This window comes from Roseinatronobacter sp. S2 (assembly GCF_029581395.1).
Taxonomy (GTDB): domain Bacteria; phylum Pseudomonadota; class Alphaproteobacteria; order Rhodobacterales; family Rhodobacteraceae; genus Roseinatronobacter.
Genome location: NZ_CP121117.1, coordinates 114283 through 136424, shown reverse-complemented (window position 1 = coordinate 136424; position 22142 = coordinate 114283). Strand labels below are relative to the sequence as shown.

At 59.2% G+C, this 22142-nt stretch carries 18 protein-coding genes, 1 pseudogene and 1 other annotated feature; of the genes and pseudogenes, 6 read left to right on the top strand and 13 right to left on the bottom strand.

Annotation, left to right across the window (positions count from 1 at the left end; translation table 11 throughout):
• Positions 1 to 63: 63 nt before the first annotated feature.
• Positions 64 to 1731, bottom strand: coding sequence for a DUF262 domain-containing protein (locus P8S53_RS20905; RefSeq protein ID WP_277807435.1), 1668 nt, complete (start codon positions 1729 to 1731; stop codon positions 64 to 66).
• Between the two features lie 426 nt (positions 1732 to 2157).
• Positions 2158 to 2901, bottom strand: a complete 744-nt coding sequence (locus P8S53_RS20900; RefSeq protein WP_277807434.1) for a DUF4145 domain-containing protein — start codon at positions 2899 to 2901, stop codon at positions 2158 to 2160.
• A gap of 653 nt (positions 2902 to 3554) precedes the next feature.
• Here P8S53_RS20900 and P8S53_RS21505 point away from each other — a divergent pair.
• Positions 3555 to 3713, top strand: a pseudogene (locus P8S53_RS21505) (transposase); the annotation flags it as partial.
• Positions 3682 to 3960, top strand: a complete 279-nt coding sequence (locus tag P8S53_RS21500) for a transposase domain-containing protein (RefSeq protein WP_373418574.1) — start codon at positions 3682 to 3684, stop codon at positions 3958 to 3960. The pseudogene P8S53_RS21505 and the gene P8S53_RS21500, both read left to right, overlap by 32 nt.
• Positions 3961 to 4118: 158 nt before the next feature.
• Here the strand turns inward: P8S53_RS21500 and P8S53_RS20890 are convergent, their stop codons facing one another.
• From P8S53_RS20890 to P8S53_RS20860, 7 genes are all read right to left on the bottom strand, one after another.
• Complete coding sequence (locus tag P8S53_RS20890) at positions 4119 to 4283, bottom strand: hypothetical protein (protein ID WP_170207283.1); 165 nt, start codon at positions 4281 to 4283, stop codon at positions 4119 to 4121.
• A gap of 394 nt (positions 4284 to 4677) precedes the next feature.
• Positions 4678 to 5148 carry a hypothetical protein gene (locus P8S53_RS20885; protein WP_277807432.1) on the bottom strand — a complete coding sequence of 157 codons (471 nt, stop codon included), beginning with the start codon at positions 5146 to 5148 and terminating at the stop codon, positions 4678 to 4680.
• Between the two features lie 99 nt (positions 5149 to 5247).
• Positions 5248 to 7452 carry a ParB/RepB/Spo0J family partition protein gene (locus tag P8S53_RS20880; protein ID WP_277807431.1) on the bottom strand — a complete coding sequence of 735 codons (2205 nt, stop codon included), beginning with the start codon at positions 7450 to 7452 and terminating at the stop codon, positions 5248 to 5250.
• 113 nt (positions 7453 to 7565) lie between these two features.
• A complete protein-coding gene (locus P8S53_RS20875) occupies positions 7566 to 8699 on the bottom strand; it encodes a helix-turn-helix domain-containing protein (protein ID WP_277807430.1) in 1134 nt (377 codons plus the stop codon).
• A gap of 203 nt (positions 8700 to 8902) precedes the next feature.
• Positions 8903 to 9826, bottom strand: a complete 924-nt coding sequence (locus tag P8S53_RS20870) for a ParB/RepB/Spo0J family partition protein (protein WP_277807429.1) — start codon at positions 9824 to 9826, stop codon at positions 8903 to 8905.
• Positions 9816 to 10961: a plasmid partitioning protein RepA gene (repA, locus tag P8S53_RS20865; protein WP_277807428.1), complete on the bottom strand. Its 1146-nt coding sequence runs from the start codon at positions 10959 to 10961 to the stop codon at positions 9816 to 9818. The genes P8S53_RS20870 and repA overlap by 11 nt, the downstream gene beginning before the upstream one ends.
• Positions 10962 to 11254: 293 nt before the next feature.
• Complete coding sequence (locus P8S53_RS20860) at positions 11255 to 12139, bottom strand: recombinase family protein (RefSeq protein WP_277807427.1); 885 nt, start codon at positions 12137 to 12139, stop codon at positions 11255 to 11257.
• A 173-nt stretch (positions 12140 to 12312) separates the two neighbouring features.
• Here P8S53_RS20860 and P8S53_RS20855 point away from each other — a divergent pair, with 173 nt between their 5' ends.
• Positions 12313 to 13386: a Fic family protein gene (locus tag P8S53_RS20855; protein WP_277807426.1), complete on the top strand. Its 1074-nt coding sequence runs from the start codon at positions 12313 to 12315 to the stop codon at positions 13384 to 13386.
• 82 nt (positions 13387 to 13468) lie between these two features.
• Here the strand turns inward: P8S53_RS20855 and P8S53_RS20850 are convergent, their stop codons facing one another.
• Positions 13469 to 14578 carry a tyrosine-type recombinase/integrase gene (locus P8S53_RS20850; protein WP_373418563.1) on the bottom strand — a complete coding sequence of 370 codons (1110 nt, stop codon included), beginning with the start codon at positions 14576 to 14578 and terminating at the stop codon, positions 13469 to 13471.
• A 125-nt stretch (positions 14579 to 14703) separates the two neighbouring features.
• On the opposite strand from P8S53_RS20850, the gene P8S53_RS20845 reads away from it, so the two are divergent.
• The 3 genes from P8S53_RS20845 to P8S53_RS20835 all read left to right on the top strand — a co-directional run bounded on the left by P8S53_RS20845 (position 14704) and on the right by P8S53_RS20835 (position 17683).
• Positions 14704 to 15588, top strand: coding sequence for a DUF1403 family protein (locus P8S53_RS20845; RefSeq protein ID WP_277807424.1), 885 nt, complete (start codon positions 14704 to 14706; stop codon positions 15586 to 15588).
• Between the two features lie 2 nt (positions 15589 to 15590).
• On the top strand, positions 15591 to 16187 hold the full coding sequence (locus P8S53_RS20840) for an SMC-Scp complex subunit ScpB (RefSeq protein ID WP_277807423.1): 597 nt from the start codon (positions 15591 to 15593) through the stop codon (positions 16185 to 16187).
• A gap of 443 nt (positions 16188 to 16630) precedes the next feature.
• On the top strand, positions 16631 to 17683 hold the full coding sequence (locus tag P8S53_RS20835; protein WP_277807422.1) for an IS110 family transposase: 1053 nt from the start codon (positions 16631 to 16633) through the stop codon (positions 17681 to 17683).
• Between the two features lie 199 nt (positions 17684 to 17882).
• Here the strand turns inward: P8S53_RS20835 and P8S53_RS20830 are convergent, their stop codons facing one another.
• From P8S53_RS20830 to P8S53_RS20820, 3 genes are all read right to left on the bottom strand, one after another.
• A complete protein-coding gene (locus P8S53_RS20830) occupies positions 17883 to 18563 on the bottom strand; it encodes a hypothetical protein (RefSeq protein ID WP_277807421.1) in 681 nt (226 codons plus the stop codon).
• 539 nt (positions 18564 to 19102) lie between these two features.
• Positions 19103 to 20262 (bottom strand): IS3 family transposase gene (locus P8S53_RS20825; protein WP_277807549.1). Its coding sequence is split into 2 segments (ribosomal slippage): positions 19103 to 20031 and positions 20031 to 20262, totalling 1161 coding nucleotides; the frame shifts between segments, so codons are not numbered across the junction.
• Positions 20263 to 20309: 47 nt separating this feature from the next.
• A protein-coding gene (locus tag P8S53_RS20820) for an IS3 family transposase (RefSeq protein ID WP_277807420.1) occupies positions 20310 to 21544 on the bottom strand; the annotation gives its coding sequence in 2 pieces (ribosomal slippage) (positions 20310 to 21250 and positions 21250 to 21544; 1236 coding nt in all).
• Positions 21141 to 21257 (bottom strand) — a sequence feature (AL1L pseudoknot). It overlaps the preceding gene by 117 nt.
• Positions 21545 to 22142: the final 598 nt, after the last annotated feature.

Sequence of the window (22142 nt, the reverse complement as noted above, 5' to 3'; positions counted from 1 at the left end):
GCTCAGCTTGGCGATGGCGAGAAGTTCGCCGAGGCATCCAGCTTGGAGGCTTGAAATCTTGCATCAGGAGGCGCTAGCGTCAGCTTCCTCGGTGGCAAAGACCGGGTTTACCCGCTCCTCGATCATGGCCCAGATCTTCTCGCCGCGCTGTGCGAGGAACAAGCCGTAGTCGTCTTCGTCGATGCCCATGCCGTGCCGGTCGATCATGTGCGACGCTAAGCTGGCCACCATGTGGGGGTTCGTCTTTTGGAAAGCTATGATGTAGTCCTTCGGCGCCCGGGCGCGGATCTCATTCTTGTTGAGCTGGTCCGAGACGAGCGTGATGTTGACGATCGAGTTCTCGTTCCCGATCCCAGCCTTCGTCAGATACGAACGAGGGAAGAAGTGGTGGTAGTTGCGGCTAGCGCTCGTCTTCAGGAACACGTTGTCGACACTGACCGTTCCGTTCGTGTCGAAGTCCTTAGGTTGCTCATGCGCGAGCAGGCACAGGATCGCCTTGCAGCGCGCGTTGCCGGTTGAGAAGTTGGTCTCGATCAGGGCTTGCGCGTTTTCGATGTCGAGCTTTTGGAGGTCCGCCCACGGGGTCAAGTCGCCTATGAGGATCTCGTCCATCCGCCGCTTGTCCTGGGAGAGCATGGTCTCGCTCGACGCCGAGTAGCGGGAGGTGAGTGCAGCACGCCAGAAGAACTCGCGCAGGCGCAGGATTTCGTTGCCAGACGGGGCTTTCTTCTTCGTGTGCAAGAAGTAGGCCAGAGGCACCAGCATGGCGTCGTAGGGCAGCAGCGACGACACCGGGATGCGGTAGGCTCGGCGCACGTAGTCAACGGCCCCCTCCAACGATGACACGACGGCGTCCCACTCGTCAATGATCGCGTCCTTGTCGAGGCCAAGGATCGTCGTGCGCTTGCACTCGCCGGTCTTGCTCAGGATCAGAGAGAGCAGCGAGAGGATCGTTGACGGGGAAACGCCGTCGAAGCCTACCTTCTTCATGCGCTTCTCAAGCGCGTTCCAGCGCTCCTGCATGTCGAACTTGCGCTCTTCATCGTAGGTCTTGGCGACCATGATCTCGAAGAGGGTCAGCACAGAGCCGCCAGTGTTGATCCGTGTGAAGACCTCGATCGCGCTGTCGATGTCGTTCCGGGTTAGCGTGACGAGGCTGAAATCGTAAGTCGTGAAGGCTTCCTTGATTTTGCCCGCAAGCGCGAGGTCGTCGTTACTAAACCCTGCGGCGGAAAGGCGCATGCCGACGTTCCAGTCGAAGGCGATGATGTCGCCCAGGGGGACGCATTTATGTGGCGCGGGCGGCAGCTCGGTGATGACGATCTGGTCGTCGTCGGCAAGGTCTGATGCAAGATCAACGTAAATCTCCGAGAAGTCCGTTTCCTTGCGCGAGTTCGCACGCTGGATCTTCGCCCCCCGAAACGCGGCGAAGAGCGACGTCATCCGCTGCTGACCGTCCAGGACGTATTCGACCTGCCGGTCCTTCGGTGTCGCGGGCAGGGGGATGTTCCCGATGTCCTTGACGTCACCCATGCGATGATCGGTCTTCCAGATGATGAAGGTGCCGATCGGGTAGCCTTTGACGATGGAGTCGAGCAGCGCCGCGGTCTTCTCGATCGGCCAGACGAACTCCCGCTGGAACTTGGGGATTTTGATGATGCCCTTGTCGATGTCGTTGATCAGGTCCTGATACTTACGGCTATCGGGCTTGGGCTGCGGGTAAATGGTCATCGTAAAATCCTGAGAACTCTAACTTCGGTCCCCACCGTAGCGATCGGGGAATGGCGTGTCCACGGCTTGATAGGGTCCCCGTGAGGGCGGCCAGTCGAGGGGTGACGGTTCCAGGGCAACTAGCGCTGCGGGATACCACAACCTGCGCTCAATGGGGCGTGTGCGCGTCCTCGTCAAGCGACCGTCGGCAATGGGCCGGGACGCAATGCGTAGCGCGTTACTCCATTGGCAGAGGCGACGTGGCAAGCCTCGGCCAGTTTGGGCTCGGAGCAGCCATGCTGCGTTGGTGCGTCGACGGACGTCAGGGCCACGTGCTCGCCAAGGTCATGCTGACCTCATCAGCACTATCGATGCATACGCCCGGCGAGGAGGTGATGCCTCCACTGTGCCACGCTACAGCGATAGAAAAAATGTCTTTCATAACCTTCACGGTTTTCCCTTCGTTGCTTTCTTGCGCTTCGGTTTGGGTGGGATATTGGCCTTAATGGCCAGAGCGTCCTGTCCGACTATGAATGCGCGGTGCAAGAATGCTTCCATCGCCGTCAGCAATTTTCCTACGTCCTCCTTGCTCGGCGACCAGCCTCGATGAGCGGCAGCATTCCCGGCATTTGTTATCACGTCCAGAATGTCGTGCTCTGTAGCACCGATCCAACCGCCGTTCTTCAATTCAGTCAGCTTCTCCTCGAAGGTCATTGCTGGATCGATGCCTATAACCTCGGTAGCTCGATCTAATGCGGTTCTCAGGCCAACGGCAGTGAGAATATTGGCGCCGTGATCATAGGCGACATACATCTCGTTTAGTATGCTTTGTAGCTGAGCGTCGGTCTTCCCAATTGCGTCGAACCAGATGGGCTTGGTTTGGCTTGCCGGCGACGGATAAGTGCGCTTGTCACGCTCTGCTTCGACCATCGTTTCCCCGTTAGGGCCGTAATAATAGTCCATGCTTTCTGAGTCCCACGCATCGCTCAGGTAGAACACGGTTTCGCAGCCTCGACACTCCAAAAGCGAATGCTCCACTCCACCATTCATAGAATGACGTCCTTCACGGTCTTCCCAGGACCATGCTTTATATACATGGCCATGTAGATTGCATTTCCGCTCTGCATCGCAAGTCGGACAATGAGCTTTGATAGCGTCAGGCTTCTTGGTTTCGGCGGGTTGGTCACACATGCAGCTTTCCAGATGTTTATCGGATCGATCAATACCGCACGGCACGAGTGGTCGTCACCTGCTTTTGTTGCATACGCCAACCGCGATTAACAGCAGGGGGTGAGGTAGTATCTCTCTGGCCGATCTTCCCGCTGTAGCGCCAGCCCCGCAGCGGCGAGGGTACGTCCTACTCCGCTGCCATGGGGTATCTTGCGCATACCTAGCGTGCCGCGCCGCGCAGCAATCGCCCCCACCCGTGCTAAATAGTCCGGGCTCGGCAGCGCTGTATCTACTGGCTGGAAACGCCAACTACCGCTCCGCAGTGATCGTGGCATCCACCGCACAAGTTCGGTATTTTCTGCAGAGCTGACTGACAGGCCGCTTCCGAGAATGCCGCCGTGCGGCATCTTCCCGTATCGACTGTCCGTTATGGGCCGGGCACGTCGTCGGCCCAGCCGGGCGTGGGCGGATCGCGCATCTCAGCTCGAGCCGCAGCAACAAGCCGCGCGCGATCAGATCGACTGACTGCTTTTTGAAGCGCATCCGAAACGGCGCGCTACGTTTTGTCGGCGCGCGGCGTGCAAATCGCCGTAAGCGTATTCTGAGCGCCACCTTCCAGTCTTTGCCCTGAGCTGCGATCTCCGGCCTGATTGAAATCTGGATGGAGTTTCGCGATGGCGACTACGGTGGAGTTTCTCAAGGACTATGGGGTGGATATACGCTCTAATGGTCAGCGGCGATGGCCAGATGAGGTGAAAGCGCGGATTGTGGCAGAGACGCTGGAGCCAGGGGCTACGGTGAATGCGGTTGCGCAGAGATATGGCATTCGGCCCAATCACCTTTCGGAATGGCGTGGTCAGGCACGGTGTGGAAAGCTTGTATTACCGGCTGTACGGGATGATGACAGCCCGTGTTTTGCGCCAGTCGTGGTGTCCGATCCTTCGGCGCAGGTTGCACAGGAGCCTTCGTCCCTCAATCCAAAACCCCTATCTCAAGGCAACCCTAACCGCTATCGCGAACAGTCATCCCCAGAACCGCATCGACGACCTGCTGCCATGGAACTTCAAGCCGTCAAGCTGAAAGCTCGGTGATCCGTAGCGAACGCTTACAAATCGCCTCCTGGATCGCACGGCCAATCACATTGGCCCCTTATGTCCCGCCCGCGTTTAGGCGCGGGACAGCGATGGGCCCGGGGGCGCCATGCGCCATGCCCGGGGCTTTCGCAAAACCCGTGGGGATTACTCCCAAGGGTTGATCTCTTCCACGAGAGCGACTTCGTCGCCGTCGATGTCATCGGCGGGGACCGCGCCATAGGTGCCATCCCCAGCCTGGAAGACGACGATCGAGACCATCAGCGTGGCGGCGAGTGAAGTGGCGAAGGCGTATGCATCTTTGCGGGACATCTGTTTGGTTCCTGTCTTTGGAGGCGAGGGACCATCCCCCGCGCGACAGGACCCCGAAGGACCAAAGACTGGCTGACATCACCGGGTGCGTACGGACTTGCTCCGAATCCGGCCGGCGGCACGGGCTTGCCCGTAGTCCGACCCCTTGCGGGTTGATCTCGAGGACTGGATTTGGGCCAAGGAAGGGCATGGCGAGCGGGGGATGGGGCCTTGACGGCAGGAGCCTCTTGTCCCGAAGATGCATGCGTTTTTGCCAGCCTTGCTGACCGGATATGGTTGTGGATGTCTTCCTTGGGGATGGCACCTCTGGCGCGCATTTGCCTATGAGCCATTGCGACAGGTTGTCTTGTGGGAGAGGCCCGCACCTGCGGACCCCTCGGGTTTTGTGAACGTCTCAGGCGGCGCGATCCACGCCCCCTGCCCCATCGCTGTCCTCGCTGACGATCTCGAGGCGGGCATTGCTATAGCCTTCCTTGGCGATCCACAGCTCGGCGGCGATGATGGATTCCGCCATATGCAGCAGTTCCGTGTTGCCACCGAAATCCAGAAGCACACGCACCTGCCCCGGCTTGGGCTCCTCCGCCACTTCGAATGTAAGCTGGCTCTCGGCCGAATGGCTGCGCATGATGGTGACGAGGATCACCCCGTCCGAGGCGAAATTCCCCTCATGCAGTGTAAAACTCGTGGGCGCGGTCCAGGTCGCGTAGACGCGGGGCGGCTCTTTCTTGACCAGACGCCCGACACCGTTGGAACGCTCCCAGGCCGCGAGCTTGCGGGTGAAGCGCGCAGGCGGTTTGGGGGTGTGGTCAGTATAGCGGATCAGCGCCCCCAGGGGGGCTGTGTTGAGAATGGTTGTTGCAGACATGGTTCCTCATCCCGAATGCGAGCATTGCACCGCATCCTGTTGATATTGTTATGATAAAGGGGAAGTGAGGGCGGATTTCCCCGCCCTCGGATGCTCAGATCACTCTGCAGCCATCATGGCCTCGGCCGCATCCGGCAGATCATCGGTCAGGAAGGCTGGAAGGTCAGCATCACTGACGCTTTCCAAGGTGTCCGAGCCGATATCGGCCCCCTGCCCTTCCGCGCCATCTTCGCCGTCAAGCGCTGCCAGATCAGCGCGACGCAGGACCTCGGGCAACCAGCCGGAGCCTTTGAGCAGCCGCTCGGCCTCGGTCGCCATCTCGCCCTTCTTGAGGTGATCCAGAAGCTGGGCTGTCCCCTCCCCTTTCGCCTCGCGCACGGCTTCGAGAATACGCGCCTTGGGCACACGGTTGAGATAGGTGTCGACTGTCGGCTCCCAGCCAGCATCCACCATGTCGAGATCGACAGCCTGGGCCAGCCGATCCGCCTGCGCCATGCGCCGTGTCAGGCCAGAGGCGGAAATGCCCGCACCATATGGGTTCACCTTTTCATGAAGGGCATTGATCCCGAAGCTGAGGCAATGGGCCAGCAAGGACAGGCGGCTGCCCTGGTCGAGCACTGACAGATAGTCCCAGAGCGCAGCTTCATTGCCAAGGGGCAGATCGGCTTCCCATGCGGCGTGGCGATCATCGACGGCAAGCGCCACGGCGCTGTCCTTCAGATCCGGCGCTTGCGCAGGCAAATAGACCTGCCGGACTGAAGCCTCGAGACAACCGCCCGACGCCGCCCCCGCGCTGTGGAACGTGTCACCCACCAGTTTCATCAGAAGAAGCGTCAGCGCGACATCGGGAGACCGGCCAAGGGCCTCGCGCAACGCCAGCGTGCGATGTGCAGTCAATTCCTGAACCAGCCGCTCGGGCAGTGGCTTCAAAGCGCCATCATCCTCGTCCTCCGGCAGACCAGCCCCAAGCGGCTGACCGCCGGACGTGATGATGGTCCCGACATGGGCCCCGGCATCGCTGCCATCGTGACCCAAAGCTGAAAGCCCGACATCACCCCCCTGCCCCATCTGAGCAGCGCCAGCCTCGCTGCCATCCTGAACCGCGGTCTCTGCGCGCGGCTCATCCTCTGGGCGGACATAGCCGCGGTAAACTGACAGCTGTCCCGAGCGATCAAGGGTCACAAAGGCCCCGGCCCGCGTGACCTCGTCTGGATCGAAGATCAGCGGCCGCGCCTCGATCGCTTCCATGGCTTGCTCGAGTTCCCCCAGCCTGGCATCAACCTCTTCGGGGATTTCATCCTGACCGGCATACTCATCCTCAAGTGCGCGGTACTCAGCCAGCAGCGCTGCATGGGCCGCAATCTCCTCATCGCTCATTGGTGCCGGATCACCGGACAACCGCCGCAGCCCGTGGCTGTAGCCATAGGGCAGGTCGAGCGCGACCTCGATCCACTTCCAGCCCTCGGAAGAAATCACCTCTGCCTCGCACTGCAACCGATCCGCGACAAGACGATCGAGCAGCGCGACATCTTCAAGCCAGCCGCCATCATCGCCTTGAAACAGATCGCGCAGAACCGTGCCGCCAGCGGCTTCATAAGCCTCAGGCCCGACGAACACCGCACGACGATCCGAGGCGCGGACCGAGGTTTCCGTCAGCATGCGCCGGATCTGAAACGGCTCCTTGTTCCACGAGGATGAGATCACATCCCAGACCTGCATCTGGCGGTCGTGATCAGGATTGACGGTAAAGGCCATGAGCTGCTCAAGCGTCATGCCATCCTCGGCATAGACATCCAAAAGGGCAGGGGCCACAGAGGCCAGCTTCAGCCGCTGCTTCACCACTTGCGGCGTGACAAAGAAGGCCGCGGCGATCGCTTCATCGCCCTGACCCTTCTCGCGCAAAGCCACGAATGCGCGAAACTGGTCGAGCGGGTGCAGAGCGACGCGCTGCATATTCTCAGCCAGTGAATCGTCTTCCGCCAGAATGTTCGACCCAGCCTCACGCAGAATGCAGGGAATGGGGGCTGTCCTGGCCAGTCGTTTCTGCTTCACCAGCAGAGCCAGCGCCTGAAACCGCCGCCCGCCCGCAGGAATTTCATACATGCCGGTTTCGGTGCCATCGTCATTCAACACCGCCCGGACGCTCAAGCCCTGCAGCAATCCACGCCGCGCGATATCCTCGGCAAGTTCCTCAACAGAGACACCGGCCTTGATGCGCCGCACATTGGACTGGCTCAGCATGAGCTTGTCGAAAGGGATGTCCTTGGATGCGGACAGGGTAATTCTCATAGCAGATTTCGCCATCAGATCATCTCCACAACGGGCGCCGGAAGCCACTCTCCCGATCTCACTTCCCGTCACCCTCAAACCAACAACCCTTTCCCTCTCATGGTACTTCTTGACCGCGGTCAAGAAGCTCATGTGGGAGCAAGTTGTGTGCGTAGGATCCTTACAAAATAAGCGCCAGGGTTTCTGATCGTGTCTGCTCTTGCTATCAGGTAGTCGAAGACGAGAAGCAGTTTGCCTGCGCCAGCTTTCTGGATGCCATGCCTCAGTTCGTCTTGGTTTATTCTTAGCAATCGACCGAGGTCGTATAGAATGCGGGTAAGGGCTTCTCCTGTGCGTGGAGGTTCTGGGAAAAATGCCGCAACATGGGTGAAGTCTTCCCATGCCATGCGTGCTGTGTCTCGGTTGATCGTGGGTTTGGTTTTTGCGGTTTGTTCACCGCGATTAACCATAGCGGAAGCAATCTTTTTAATATCTTTTTTTATAGACTCTATGTGCCGGACATTTTGTCCGTTTGTGGCGGGCAGATCGTTGGATTCTGGTGCATGAGGTTGGTGTTCGACAGCTTGGGAATTGTCTTCGGAACCAGCTTTTGCTGCGGCATGGTGTTCACCGTAGCTTGCGTCGGTACTGGCTCCGAGGGCCCTAAGTTCTGAGATAACGTTCAGGACTGCATCAACGGTTAATGTTGCTCGACGCAGGACATTTCTGATCATGTTGAGGGTAGACAGCTTTGCTTCATCGAAGCGTGTCTGTTGGAGAAGCGAAGCACGTAGGGCTAACGCCTCAGCTTTTAGTGAGCGCAAGCGCTCGCGTTCCTCGGTGAGCTGCAAGGCTTGAGTCGCGAGCGCGCCGTACCTTTGGATCAAGGGCTTCAGGTCGATACCGAACGCATCTCTGATAACGCCTCCATAACGCAGCGGAAAGCGCTTGCCATTTGCTGAGCTCTTTCGCTCGATCAGTTCAGCAGCTGAGAGGCGTCCTAGGCTGCGTCGAAGTGTTCTCTCGTCGAGCCCATTGGCGCGCTCTGACAGAGAAGCGTTCGATGGGAACACGACAGTGAGCGTAAGTCGCTGGCTGTCCTGAATCTCGCGTTCTTTGCGGGGCAGGAAGCTAATGAGCGCGGTCAGAACGGCGAGGTCATTGGCTGTGAGACCGAGCTCCTTCTTTAGTACGCGAACCGGGCCCAGAAGCTCATAGGGGTTAGGGCAGGGCAAAGATGTCCGTTCCGCCAAGGCGGTTGTTGTTTCAGTTGCATGTCTCATGGTGTTTCGGAAGAAAAAGCTTCCCCGTTCACCGCAAGCGGTGTTGAAATCAATTCGTTTTGGGGGTATCAATCAGGTGTCGAGACTGATTGAGGCCCTTCGGAAGCATCGCTTTCGGGGGGTCTTTCTTTTTCTAGCCGGTCCTCCTTTCGTTTTCTGCTCGTTGCTTTTGATGTCTTGACCGCGGTCAAGACACGGGGTCGTCACTCTGGCATCTCTTGACCGCGGTCAAGAAGCTCCGTGATCAGCTTCCGGACTGCATCCTCAACACGAGGTACAAGATCAGCGTCCACATCGATGGTAATGCGGTTGCCTTTTCGGCCGATCTTCACGCGCTCACTGGGATGTGCCTTCTGCGTCGACGTTTTGGTGGCAGTCAGCAAGGTAACCGCCGCTTCGAGACGGTCGGGGCCCGGGATGTTGCGAGGGATTTCGTCTGCAACTTCTCGCGCTCTCGCGACGTCTTTCTCGCATAGCCTGAATAGCTTTTCCCAAACCCTCCGACCAACGCCGTGTGCAGGTCCGATAGCCTGGATCAGTTCCATTGGGATGCCTGTAGCGATACGGTTCATCCGAGAGACAAGCGATTCATCGATTTGAAGTGCCCGATACGCGATCGTTTGAGCGTTCTTGCGCGTTTCGTCGGTTTTCCCAAGCTCCCGAATGATGCCGGCGACGAAGAGAGCCCTTTCGATGAATGATGGGTCTTGGCGGGCATTGTTCTCCACGCCTTGGGCGATGAGTGCTTCCTCGTCGGTCATTTCCATGACCGATGCACGCACCTTCTGACCAAGTTGGCGACAGGCGAGAAGCCGACGGCGTCCATAGACTATCTCAAGCGCACCGTCCTCGGTTCGGCGAACCAGCACTGGAACCTTTTGACCGTGCTCGCGGATCGATGACACAAGCTCATGCAGCCCATCGCTTGGATCGATGCGGTCCATGACCGCGGACATCCGTATGGTGGTCGGGTCGATCAACCGCGTGGCGTGTTTATCCTCTTCGAGCACGGATGCTTGTGCGCGAGCTACAGTCGGGCTCGTGCGCTTCACATCCAGATCCTCGTCCGAAGGCGGCGTTTTGCCCATCGCGTTCTTGAGTGAGTCCCCAAAGACCTTACGCGCCATGGCTACGCCCCCATGCCTTAAGGATTTCGCGTTCGACTTCGTCGGTTACGCGCGAAACGGACTCGATCGCACGCTCGTAAGTTCTGCGGTTCACGTCGCGAGGTTCGACTTCGAAGATGCTCTGCTGGGTATTTGCAGCGTCACCTACGGCTGTTGATTTCAGGAACTCGGCAGACAGCACGGCATCCCCGAGGACTGTCCGAAGCAGAGACGAAATCTGAACTTGCGGACCATCCGTGTGTTCGTAGCGTGTGATCAGAACTCGCACGAAGTTCAGTCCATGTTCCGGGGCGTGTGCCTCGACGACGCCCATCAGGTTGCTCGCCATGCCCAGAAAGCTTGCCAGCGACATGACATCGAGCATCGACGCGTTGAGCGGGATCAGGACCCCGGTCGATGCAAAGAGGGCGGAGATCACCGAAAAGTTCAGCTGCGGCGGGGTGTCGAAGATCACCACGTCATACCGGTTCAGGACGGGCTCAAGCGCTTCACGGATACGGCTATGGAATGTGGTAGCGCCGTGTCTGAAGCTCAGAGCGACCTCGAACTCGTACTCCATGATGTCCATGGATGCCGGGATCAGATCTACAGTCGGGAAGTTCGTTTTGCGAATGATCTCTGCTGCAGGTAGTGGATCGTCGGATCGGATAAGATCGTATGAAGTCGGCATATCCGGGTCGAGCTCGGGAGTAACCCCGAACAGGTTTGTCAGACTTGCCTGGCTGTCGAGGTCGATCAGCAAGACCCTGTAACCGCGCAGACCCAGTAGTTGCCCTACATGGGCAACAGATGACGTCTTAGCGGAGCCACCCTTCAGGTTGAAGATCGTCAAGACCTGACAAGCCTCTCCTGGTCTTCTGTGCGGGTGTTCTTCTGGCTTGATCCTTCCAGTCTCGAGAAGTACGCGTTGTGCTTCGACCATCTCCTCTGCAGAGAAGCTACGGCGGTTGCCGCCCTCCAAGATACCTTCGGGAAAGCCTTCGAGGTTTGACACATGATGGCGAAAGGTGTTCTGATTAATGCGAAGCAGTTCGGCCGCTTCTCGCATGGCGAAGCGTCGGAGGCCCTTCTGAGCGTCCGGGGGGAAGGTTTCCTGCGCATGTTCACGTAACCGACTACCAAGCCGCTTGGACATGACTTCGAATCTCTGGGAGGCCCGTATCCCGTTCATTACTGCCCTCAAGTCTTTATTGTTTAGCAGAGCTTAACAGATATTTTGGATAAATCCAGACCAAACCGTTGAGCGGCCTAGGGGCGTTGAATGTGCCTATTTCCGTCGATAGTAAACTGTTAAAAATCAGTGTCTTGGACGACTGAGCTCTCACGCTACTTCAACACTTCGTTGCCAGCTATGAAGTGACCACAAGATATATTGTTAGTGCATACAGAAATCAGCTGGCAGAATCGGATGGGCGATTCCCGGAGATCTCAGTCGAGCAATCCCAGCCTCTCGGCCCGCTCCAGCAGCATCTTCACTGATGACGGCTGCCAGCTTGCCCTCCCACGGGGGGTGCGCTCACGCATGTTCTCCAAGCGGGCGCAGATGGCCTGAAGCGTAATGTCGGGATCCGCGCCCTTGATGCCCGCCACGATGGCGGGCAGGCGGTCATCTCGCGCTCGTGGGCCCGAGCGATCAAGCACGGTCGCGGGGAGGAACCCATCGCGGACATAGGCGTTCACAGCGCGCAGCAGTCGGCTTTGCGTCCATTGACGCTCGCGGGGCAGGGGGCCGTTGACGATGCGCACCACGTCTTCCCAAGCCAGATCGGGGCGCAAGCGGCGCACATGCGGCACCCAGTCCTGCGCGGTTTTATTCAGGCGCTCCATATATCCGTCCTGTCGCGCAAGTCGCACCTTGCGCAGCGCTGCCGGATCCCGCGCGCGCAGGCCAGGGTTTCCGCCGACCCGCCCCTTTGTTCGCGCGCTGGCGAGGCCGGCCTTGGTGCGTTCCCGGATCAGCGCGCGTTCAAATTCCGCCGCGGCGCCCAGCACCTGCAGCGTGAACTTGCCCTGCGGGGACGCGGTATCGATCGGGTCTTGGATTGACCGAAAGAAGGCGCCCTTGGCCTCCAGCCGTTCAATCACCTCCAGCAAATGCGACAGCGACCGGGCCAGCCGGTCGATACGCACAACCACCAGCGTGTCGCCCTTGCCAACGCGTTCCAGCACCCGCGCCAGCACAGGCCGTGCACGATCACCGCCAGAAGCCTGTTCCTCATGGATTTCGACACAGCCCGCTGATTTCAGGGCCTGCGACTGGGGCAGGGGGGTCTGATCCTCGGTCGATACTCGCGCATAGCCTATCAACGGCATCAAATCCTGCCTTTTGCAGTTACGGATACGGCTAATAAACGACCGTATGCAGAGGTTGGTATTGCCTCCGATGTCCGACTTGCGTGCAGTGCAGGAACTGATGATGAGAATTATTTTATTATTCCCGTCATCGGGCGGTGGATTATGAGGGGAATAGTTGGCATATTCCCCTCATGGATATCTGGCAAACACCCTCCTGGCCCAACTTTCGACATGATGCAGCGGCGACCGAAGGCCCGCTGGCAGATTTCTCCGCACGTCTCGGGTCCATCAAAGGGTTGCAGATGGCTTTGAGCGCGGAAGAGCGGCGCGAAACCTTTATGCGGGCTGTAACCAACGAAGCTGTAGCCAGTTTCGCAATCGAGGGGGCGATCCTTCGTGCAGAGGAAATCGAAGCATCCGTCGTAGCGTCACTGGCCCATCGGGGCGCCGAGCCCCAACGACGTACAGACGCCATTGCAACTTTGATGCTGGAAGCCAGAGAAGGGCAGGGGGCTTTATCCGAGGATCGCTTGTTCCACTGGCACCAACTTTTGTTTCACGGTGTTGATCTGGAAGATAAAGGACGGTGGCGGAGCTTCCCGATCGTGATCGTGCGTGGTGCGAATGTCGGCAAGGAAGAGGTTCTTTATTCAGCACCACCGCATGACCGCGTGCCTGCTATGATGCAAGAATTTTTGACCAACCTGCAAACTGACCGTCGTCCGGTCCCTGTCCGTGCGGCCCTCGCTCACCTTTGGTTTGAGTCGATTCACCCTTTCAGCGACGGGAATGGGCGGATTGGCCGGGCCCTTATTGAATATATCTTTGCGCAAGACGCTGCCTTGCCGTTTTCTCTGTCGCGCCAGATTGAGTCTGATAAACAAGGTTACTATCAGGCACTTCAGGCTGGGCGAATGGTGTCTGGCGATCATATCGACGCCACTCCATTCGTCTTGTGGTTCCTCGAGCGCCTGACGGCCGGGATCGTTGAGGCCGAGGCAGAGGCCAGGTTCTTGGTCATGCGCAACGCATATTTCATGCGCTTTTCAAACCTTTCACAGCGGGGTGAGAAGGTGTTGCGCCGCCTCTTCGCTGAAGGACCTCGGCGTGTATCCGAGGGTATCAGCGCGGGTCCGTATTCGAAGATAGCAGGCGTCTCTCTTGCCACTGCAACACGCGACCTGGCTGAACTGGAAGCAGTCGGAGCAGTTTTCAAAGGGGCCGAAGGCGGCAGATCAACGCGGTATCTTCTGAGTGTTTCCTGAAACCCGGCTCCTGATCAAGGAATGTCTCGACCTGTTTCCATGTGGCAGATAGCGTCCGCATGCCGGACCCGAAGGCAAATAGTCACAAACCCGCTGCTTTGGTGAGGTTGACGCGGAACCTGTCACGCCTGCGCTGATAGCGGCGGGTCATCTCGGCGCTGGCATGGCCCAGTTGTTTCTGCACATAGCGCTCATCCACCTCGGCACTGCTGGCCAGACCCGCGCGCAAAGAATGGCCAGAGTATAACTTGATCCGTTCCAAATCAGGCAGATCGGGGCGCAGACCTGCATCCAGCACGCAGGCCTTGATCAATCGGGCGACGTGCTTGTCATTCAGACGAGTCTCGCGCGCGCGTTTGCCATCGCGGGTGACGCCGGTGAAGATCGGCCCGAAACTGATGCGCCCGTAATGCAGCCATTGTTCTAGGGCGTGGACAGGGCAGGTCTGCTCGGAGGACCCGCGCCCGATCTCCACTTCGCGCCAGCCGGTCTTGCCGCGCAGGGTGATCAATGCGCCGCCTTCCAGAATGTCAATCCAACCGCCAGAGTCCATCGTGTCATCCTTGTGCCGGTCCAGGCTGACGATTTCCGAGCGCCGCAACCCGCCGGTAAACCCGATCAGCAAAATGGCGCGGTCGCGCAAGCCCCGCAGGTCATGGGGCAGGGTGGCGACCATGGCGCGGATGTCGTCGGCCAGGATGGCTTCTTTCTGCACGGGTGGGCGCGCATGTTTGCGCCGAATACCAGCCAGAACGCTTGCGATATGGCGATCTTTGCGATCAAGCTGCAGCCCGCGCTGCGTATAGCCCCAACCCAACCCAGACAAACGGCGCTCGATGGAGGCAACCGATAGGGCAGGGGGCTTGGTTGGACCGTCGCCCTGTGGTGCGGCCAGATCGGCGATATAAAGGCCCACAAGTTCCGGCGCCGGGGGCAGGGGGTCCGCCCCGCGCATCCGGCACCAGCGTGCAAAATGCGCCCAATCCTTGGCATAGGCCTTGAGGGTGTTTTCGGACGCGGCCGCACGCGCATAATCGCGCGCGGTATCAACAAGCCTGTCCAGCGTGCCGGAACCGGCGATATGCGCGGGCAGGGCAATGATATCGCCGGTTTCTTGCGCGCTCTGGTCAAGGTGCGCATCAGCAATCGTATCAGAGGCCGCTGCGGTCGATTTCTCGTTGTTTTCTTGCATATCGCGCTGCATATTCAATTATGTCCGATAATGCAAACTTATTGGACTTTATAGCAATAGATAGAGAAGGGCGCTATAAGTGCTATTTTCTGGATTAAAGCGCCGCACTGATATAAGCTCAATGCATGACATTTACCCTGCACGATCCCATCGACACCCTCGACACGATACTCAAGACCCCCTCCTGGATCACCTCGCCGCGAGGTGAAGCCCCTGAAAATGTAGCGTTTTTGTCGGGCGCGGCCCTGAGCTACCTGCATGTTATTTCGGGACATCATGCGGTACCACACGCCTTGTTGCGCGATCGCCTCGCGCTGCGCGCCGCGGAGGCTTGCGTGGCGTTTTCGGGGCGTCCGGAAAGAGCCTCAGAGCTGCGCGACGCGATGCGTCTTCTGCGCCCCGGTGATCTACCCGGACCGGCCGGCGAAACCTGCTTGGCCTGGCGGCGCGCGGTGGAGCGGCCGGTGTCGATCAAGGCTCTGGGCCGAGCCTTGCCGACCCTGGAGTTGGGCCAGATTGCTACATGGCTCGATACGGAGAAGGGAGCGCCGGTGACCCGTGCCGCGATGGCGCTGGAAGCCGTTCTGCGCGAGGCGCCACGTGCAGACGACGCAGCGCTGGTCCTCGCGGACGCCGCCCTCGCCCAGGCGCTTAGTTGGGATCATGTCGTGCCACTGCTGGCCGCGGGTTTGAAACGCACAGACCTGCGCCAGCGGGGCCACGATTTGCGCCTGGCCTGTCATCGCGCTGTGACCGCATCCGCGGTCGAGGCCACGCGTCTGGCTGTCGACCTCGCGCGTCGGGCTGCGCTTTTGAAAGGGGTTGCACCAAAGCTTCGGGCCAAGGGGGCAGGGGCGGCGGTGGAAATATTCCTGACGCAGGACGCGGTGGCGCCCAGTGCCTTGCCTTTGCCGAACCGCGCGGCGCGGCGGCTCTGTGACCGGCTTGTCGATCTCGGCGCCGTGCGCGAGCTGACCGGCCGCGACACCTTCCGGCTCTACGGGGTGTAGCGATGGCAAAGGATCGCACCGAACCCGAGCTTGACCGCGAACTATCCGACCTGCCGCCGGAGTTGCGCTGGCGGGAATGGATGCGTCGGATCGAGGCGGTGCTGTTTGCCTCTGCCTCGCCTGTACCGCGCGAGGATCTGGCGCGCATCGTGGGGCAGGGGACTTCGGTTGATCTGCTGGTCGAGGATCTGGCCGCCGATCTTGAAGGGCGGGCGTTCGAGATTGCCCAAGTCGCCGGGGGGTGGATGTTCCGGACGCGACCTGTCTACGCGCCCGCGATCCGCGCCGCTGCCGATGTGAGCGACCAACTTCTGGACCTGAACGAGTTCGACGTCGCGATTTTGGCGGCCATCGCCTACCACCAGCCGATCACCCGCGACGGGCTCAAGGATATCTTCGGCAAAGAGATCAGCCGGGACCTGATCGGGCGGCTGCATGCACACGGTCTGATTGGAACTGGGCCGCGCGCGCCGCGTCGTGGTGCCCCCTATACTTTCGTGACCACAGACGCGTTCCTCGCAGCTTTCGGGCTGGAGAGCTTGCGCGACCTGCCAGACGCTGAACAGCTGAATGACGCCGGGTTGGCCGCGCGCGCCTGAAACTCACTGGGAATTTTCACAGCGCCTGCCGCTTCTGATGGAGCCGCGCGGCCGCTTGAACGAGATCTGCCAAACTCGGACCAGCGGTGGTAGAGCAAGGCCCAGCTTTGGGCCGAGGAAGGACGGCATCGCTGAATGATGTGATCAGTCCGCTCCAAGCTGGCGCAACCTGAGCGACGCGTTTCCAATAAATGATCGCGGAACTTCTTCTCTTTCCGAACGGCGTCGACCGCCCTTCCGACATTTGCCGTAACTGCTGATAGCGATCCCGATGGGAGAGGCGCGCGATGGACATGTGCTGTTTTCCAAATTGAAAGCAGGCTGACCTAAGCAGGTCCGGTAGTGATCGCCCCTCTGCCATCTGAACTGATGCCGTGGATGCCCCCACCCGCCGGCATCGTATACCATGACGGTTCTATATACGCTTAGTGGAGGGCACACCGATGACATCAACAATCAATATTTTGGCGATCGACTTGGCAAAAGGCAGTTTTCAGGTCTGTGGAGTTGGGCTTGATGGGGTGGTTGTATTCAACCGCGCTATGTCGCGTACTCGGTTGGCGGCGCTACTTGCTGACCACCCGGCCTGCATTGTGGCAATGGAGGCTTGTGCCACCTCGCATCACTGGGGAAGATTTGCGCAAAGCCGTGGTCATGAGGTTCGCCTTGTGCCGGCTGCTTACGTGAAGCCGTTTGTAAAACGCCAGAAAAATGACCGCGCGGATGCAGAGGCCATCGCAGAAGCTGCGTTGCGACCAACCATGCGGTTTGTGGCAGTGAAGAGCGCAGAAACGCAAGGCCGTGCAGTCGCATACCGCACGCATCAATGTATGGTTCGACAGCGCACTCAGCTGATCAACGCATTGCGCGGCCATTTGGCTGAGTTCGGGTTGGTGGCGCCCAAAGGGCCCGCAAGTCTCAAGCTGCTTGAGAGCGCCCTTGCTGACGAGAGTACTGATCTGCCCGAGCCGGTCCGAAACATGGGATCGATCTATGTTGAGCAGATTGCGCGTCTCACCGAAGTCATTGACCGGCTTTCCGATGAGCTGGAAACCTCATCGAAGACAGATGAGCAATTGCGCAGGCTTTGCACCATCCTAGGTATAGGCCCTGTCACCGCAGGCGCTGTCGCGGCATTCGCCCCTGATCTTGATACATTTGACAGCGGCCGCAACTTCGCCGCCTGGCTGGGCTTGGTATCGCGACAAAGGTCAACGGGCGGAAAGGCCAGACTGGGATCGGTCAGCAAAATGGGGCAAACCGACATCCGTCGATTGCTGATTGTTGGCGCCATGAGCGTAATCCGCTGGGTGGTTCGCAGGGGCGGCAGTACAAACCGCTGGCTGGCCGCACTTGTCGCACGCAAACCGAAGATGGTGGCAGCCGTTGCCTTGGCAAACAGTGAGCGGTGCAGCGCCACGGGTTCAAGCTCACCGCGAACGGCGCGCATGATTTGGGCAATTTCGACAAAGCAGGAGAATTATCGAATGGCGTGATCTGAACCCGAGAAGGGGAAAGGCACGACATGGCCGCAAGGCCAGGGTGAGCGATCGACGAGGAGTGCGCGATACGGACTTCGAAGTTCAAGGCAGGGAAATTCAGACCCGGAGCACGAGCGCTTGCAGCTCTCTGAACCGATGTGAACCCAGCCTTCCGAACAGCATGACCCACCCGTGGCGTCATAGAAGGCCACACTCAGAGGCCTGACACACGTCCGATCGAAGACCCCGCCGAAAATCGAAGATAATGCTTGCCAAACAGAGGACATCCACACACGTCATTGTATACGATGCCGGCGGGTGGGGGCATCCACATGGGGTAATCGCGGGAGCGAGTCGTCCCCGATCTAATAAGAGCTTGGGGAGTGGCTGTTCCCCGATAGGATGGAAATACGGGCTCACGACTGGACGCCGGGCCCTTTGACATCATTTCATGAATTTCATCGGCGTGGCGAGCATCACCATCCAGCTTCTGAAGAATTGCCTGAATCGCGATATAGCCCTTTGGGAGGTCTTCATAGGCGAAGCTGTCCCGCACCTCTTGCTTGGCTTGCTCCCAGAAGGGGTCAAGCAGTCTGCTCCATGCCTCACAGATCATCTCGATGGCAGGTAAAGAAAGGTGCCCGAACAGTTCCTGATCATCGAGGCGGCTTTCGCCGCGCCGGCTCATGAACTCCGCGCATGCTTTCATCAGGCTTTCGACCCGAGCAGGGCGTAGGTCCCACTCTGTGAGCGTTCCAAGCTGCTCTGCGATGATTTCGAGCGCGCTGGACAGATCCTCCAAGGGCATGCGGGTCTGTTCTAAGCCCAGGCTTCTCGTGCGCTCGTAGGCCGCTTCAAGAATCTTGGCGCAGCTCAACTGATCCCTGACCAGCACTAATCCCTCCTCGGAATGTCGCAGCATCAGCAAACGCGGGGGAAAGAAGTTGGCCGGCTTGTCGACGCCCTTCAGGTGTAACGCGGTGAACCTCTCCCTAGCAGACAGCAGCGCCAGGTCAGCACCCCAAGTGCCTTCTATTCTTGCCTTGCTGATCAGAGCATAACGTTCGGGCGAAATTCTCTCCTTGGTGCGCGCGAGAACGTCGTGGAAGTTGTGGTCGCGCAGTCGTCTGGCTGATCCTAGGTATCGGCTGATTGGAGGTTGATGCCCTCAGCCATTTTATACGTGAGAAATACCGACGCCGGACCATGCGGGGCGTTCTTCCCGCCAGGGCGGAAGTAGGACTCTACAGACTTACCGTGCGTGATCCGCCGAAAACCATCCGGTGCGCTACCAAAGACGGCCTTCACTGCCCTCTCATCGCCCTTGGTCTGGTTCCCAACAACGAAGTTCGTATGGTGACCGCGGCGGGAAAGCGCCTCAGCGAAGATTTCGAGCGTATCCGTGCGCTCAGCAAGTGACCTGCCACTGAACTTTCATCCAGCCGGGACCGGAGCCCTTTGGGTTGATACGCCGATTGGCGCAGGTGGAGCAACCGACATCCGCGCGGAGCTTTCAGATGGCGCAGCGCGGGTGTCGGTTGCGGTGGTGAGGTGTTCCGCGAATTCCATTGGCGTCTGATAGCCAAGCGCCGAATGCGGGCGTGTTTCGTTGAAGTCGGTGGCCCAGGCCCGGATCACGGCGCGGGCATGGGCCATGTTGCGGAACATGGTCTCGTTCAGGAGCTCGTCGCGCATGCGCCCGTTGAAACTTTCCACGAAGCCGTTCTGCATGGGCTTACCCGGCGCGATGTAATGCCATTCGATCTTGCGCTCCGTGGCAAAGGTTAAGATTGCGTTACTGGTTAGTTCGGTGCCGTTATCGCTGACGATCATGCCAGGCTTTCCGCGCCGTTCGATCAGTGCCGCCAGTTCCCGCGCAACACGCCGCCCGGAGATCGATGTATCCGGGATAGCTGCCAGACATTCCCGAGTCACGTCGTCGACCACGTTCAGGATGCGGAACCGTCGGCCACAGGCAAGCTGGTCATGGACGAAATCCAGCGACCAGCGCGCATTGGGCCGTGCTTCGACCAAGATCGGGGCGCGTGTTCCTACTGCTTTGCGCCGAGCCCGGCGTTTGCGCACCGTGAGCCCTTCTTCTCGATACAGCCGGTAGATGCGGTTGATCCCTGACGGCTCGCCATCGCGGCGCAGCAACACGAACAGACGCCGATAGCCAAACCGGCGGCGCTCATTGGCCAGATCCCGCAGCCGCCGGCGCAACTCGGTTTCGCACGGCCTTCTGGACTGGTAGCGGATCATCTTGCGATCCGCCCCGACAAGGCGGCAGGCCCGCCGCTCCGACAGGCCCAGCTTGGCCTGCAGATGCGCGACAGCTTCGCGCTTCACGGCGGGCCCTACCATTTTTTTGACAGCAGTTCCTTCATCGCCGCCGCGTCCAGCATCTGCTCGGCCAAGAGCTTCTTCAGCTTTGCGTTCTCGTCCTCGAGCGCCTTCAGCCGTTTGGCGTCCGAAACCGTCATCCCGCCAAACTTCGCCTTCCACGCATAAAAGGTGCCTTCCGACATGCCGTGCTTGCGGCAAAGATCGGCACACTTTGCGCCCGCCTCATGCTCGGTCAGAATGCTGATGATCTGTTCTTTGAATCGCTCCGGGTTTGTCGGAGACCTATAGCTTCATTTCACGCGACCATATCGAGCACGTCACGCTTTGCATAGAAGTTCTCTTCAGCCTCTGCTGGTGGGATGTTCCCGATGGGCCCGAGTAGGCGTCTGTGGTTGAACCAATCGACCCAGCCGAGGGTGGCCATTTCCAGATCCTGCATGTTGCGCCAAGGGCCCTGGCGGTGAACCAGCTCGGTTTTGTAGAGGCCGTTTATGGTTTCCGCGAGGGCGTTGTCATATGAGTCACCGACGCTGCCGACCGATGGCTCAATGCCCGCTTCGGCCAAACGCTCGGTGTATCGAATAGACAAATATTGCCCGCCGCGATCCGAGTGATGGACCAAGCCGCTCTTCTGGACAGGCCGTCGATCATGCAGGGCCTGTTCCAAGGCATCGAGAACAAAGTCTGTCTTGGCAGACCGCGATACCCGCCAACCAACAATGCGATCAGCGAATGTGTCGATGACGAAGGCCACATAGATAAAGCCCTGCCATGTCGACACGTAGGTAAAATCACTGACCCACAGCATGTTTGGTGCCGGTGCCCGGAACTGACGGTTCACCTTGTCACGCGGACAGGGCGCTGACGTGTCTGGAACCGTTGTTTTGACCACCTTGCCGCGCACAGCCCCACGGATGCCGATCTGCTTCATCAAGCGTGCAACCGTGCAGCGGGCCACATCAAAGCGCTCGCGCTTCATCTGGTGCCACGCCTTGCGGACCCCGTAGACTTGATAGTTTTCATCCCAGACCCTTTTGATTTCTGGTCGCAATTCCGCATCCCGCTGATGTCGCGCCGATGCTTTGGAAGGATCAGCGCGACATGCGAGGCGGTGATAAAACGTTGACGGCGCGATCGGCAGAACCCTGCAGATCGACTCGACGCCGTAAACAATGCGCTGATCTTCAATGAAGGCAATCATCGCTTCAGTGGGCGGTCGAGTTCCGCCTGCGCAAAATAAGCTGACGCCTTGCGGAGAATTTCATTCGCCTGGCGCAGCTCCCGGACCTCACGCTCCAGGGCCTTGATCCGGTCCCGTTCCTCAGTGGTCACCCCATCGCGCATGCCGCTGTCTTTCTCGGCCTGCTTGATCCATTCGCGCAGCGTCTGGGGAATACAGCCAATCTTGGGTGCAATGGCCGCGATCGCGCCCGCCTGCGTTTCGTATGAGCCCTGATGCTCGAACACCATCCGCACCGCACGTGCGCGGACCTCGGGCGAGTAGCGATTTGCCATTTTGCTTTTCGTCATAACCATCATCCTTACTTAAGTTGATGGTCTCCGACAAACCCGGAGCGATTCACTTCCGTGTATCTCGTTCGCTTCATTGTCCGTCCCTTCCTTGGGTCGGACTCTAATTCCAAATGGAGGAAAAATCCCGTGGCAGGTCAGCAAGTCGCAAGCTATTCAAAGAAGGAGTTATTGGCCATTCATGGTGTCGGCCCCAAGGCGATACGCATACTGGGTGAGGCTCTGTAGGGAAAAGGTCTCAGCTATAAGAACTCCTAATCGGTCTTCACAGAGGGCTCATTTCGCGGTGCAATTCAGAAACCTGCCATTCTCCTTGCCCGCCCCCAGAATGATGGTGATCTGCTGCGGAGGGAATGCAGTTGGCAGGAAGGCGGCAGTGCGGTCTCGGCACCGGTTGTGGGGCGTTGCTGATCGGCAGTTCCCGACGCTATTGCAGTCGTTGACGCCGCGAAGCGGTGACGCTGTAAGCAGACGTTGCAGGCGGAGCAAATCTGGTGCCAAGGCAATTCGACCAAGCAAACCCAGCACCGGCCCGCTTGTAGACTCCCGTTCGGCCGTGATCCAATGGCAGTCTTCCGGCTAGAGGCGGTCGCAACAA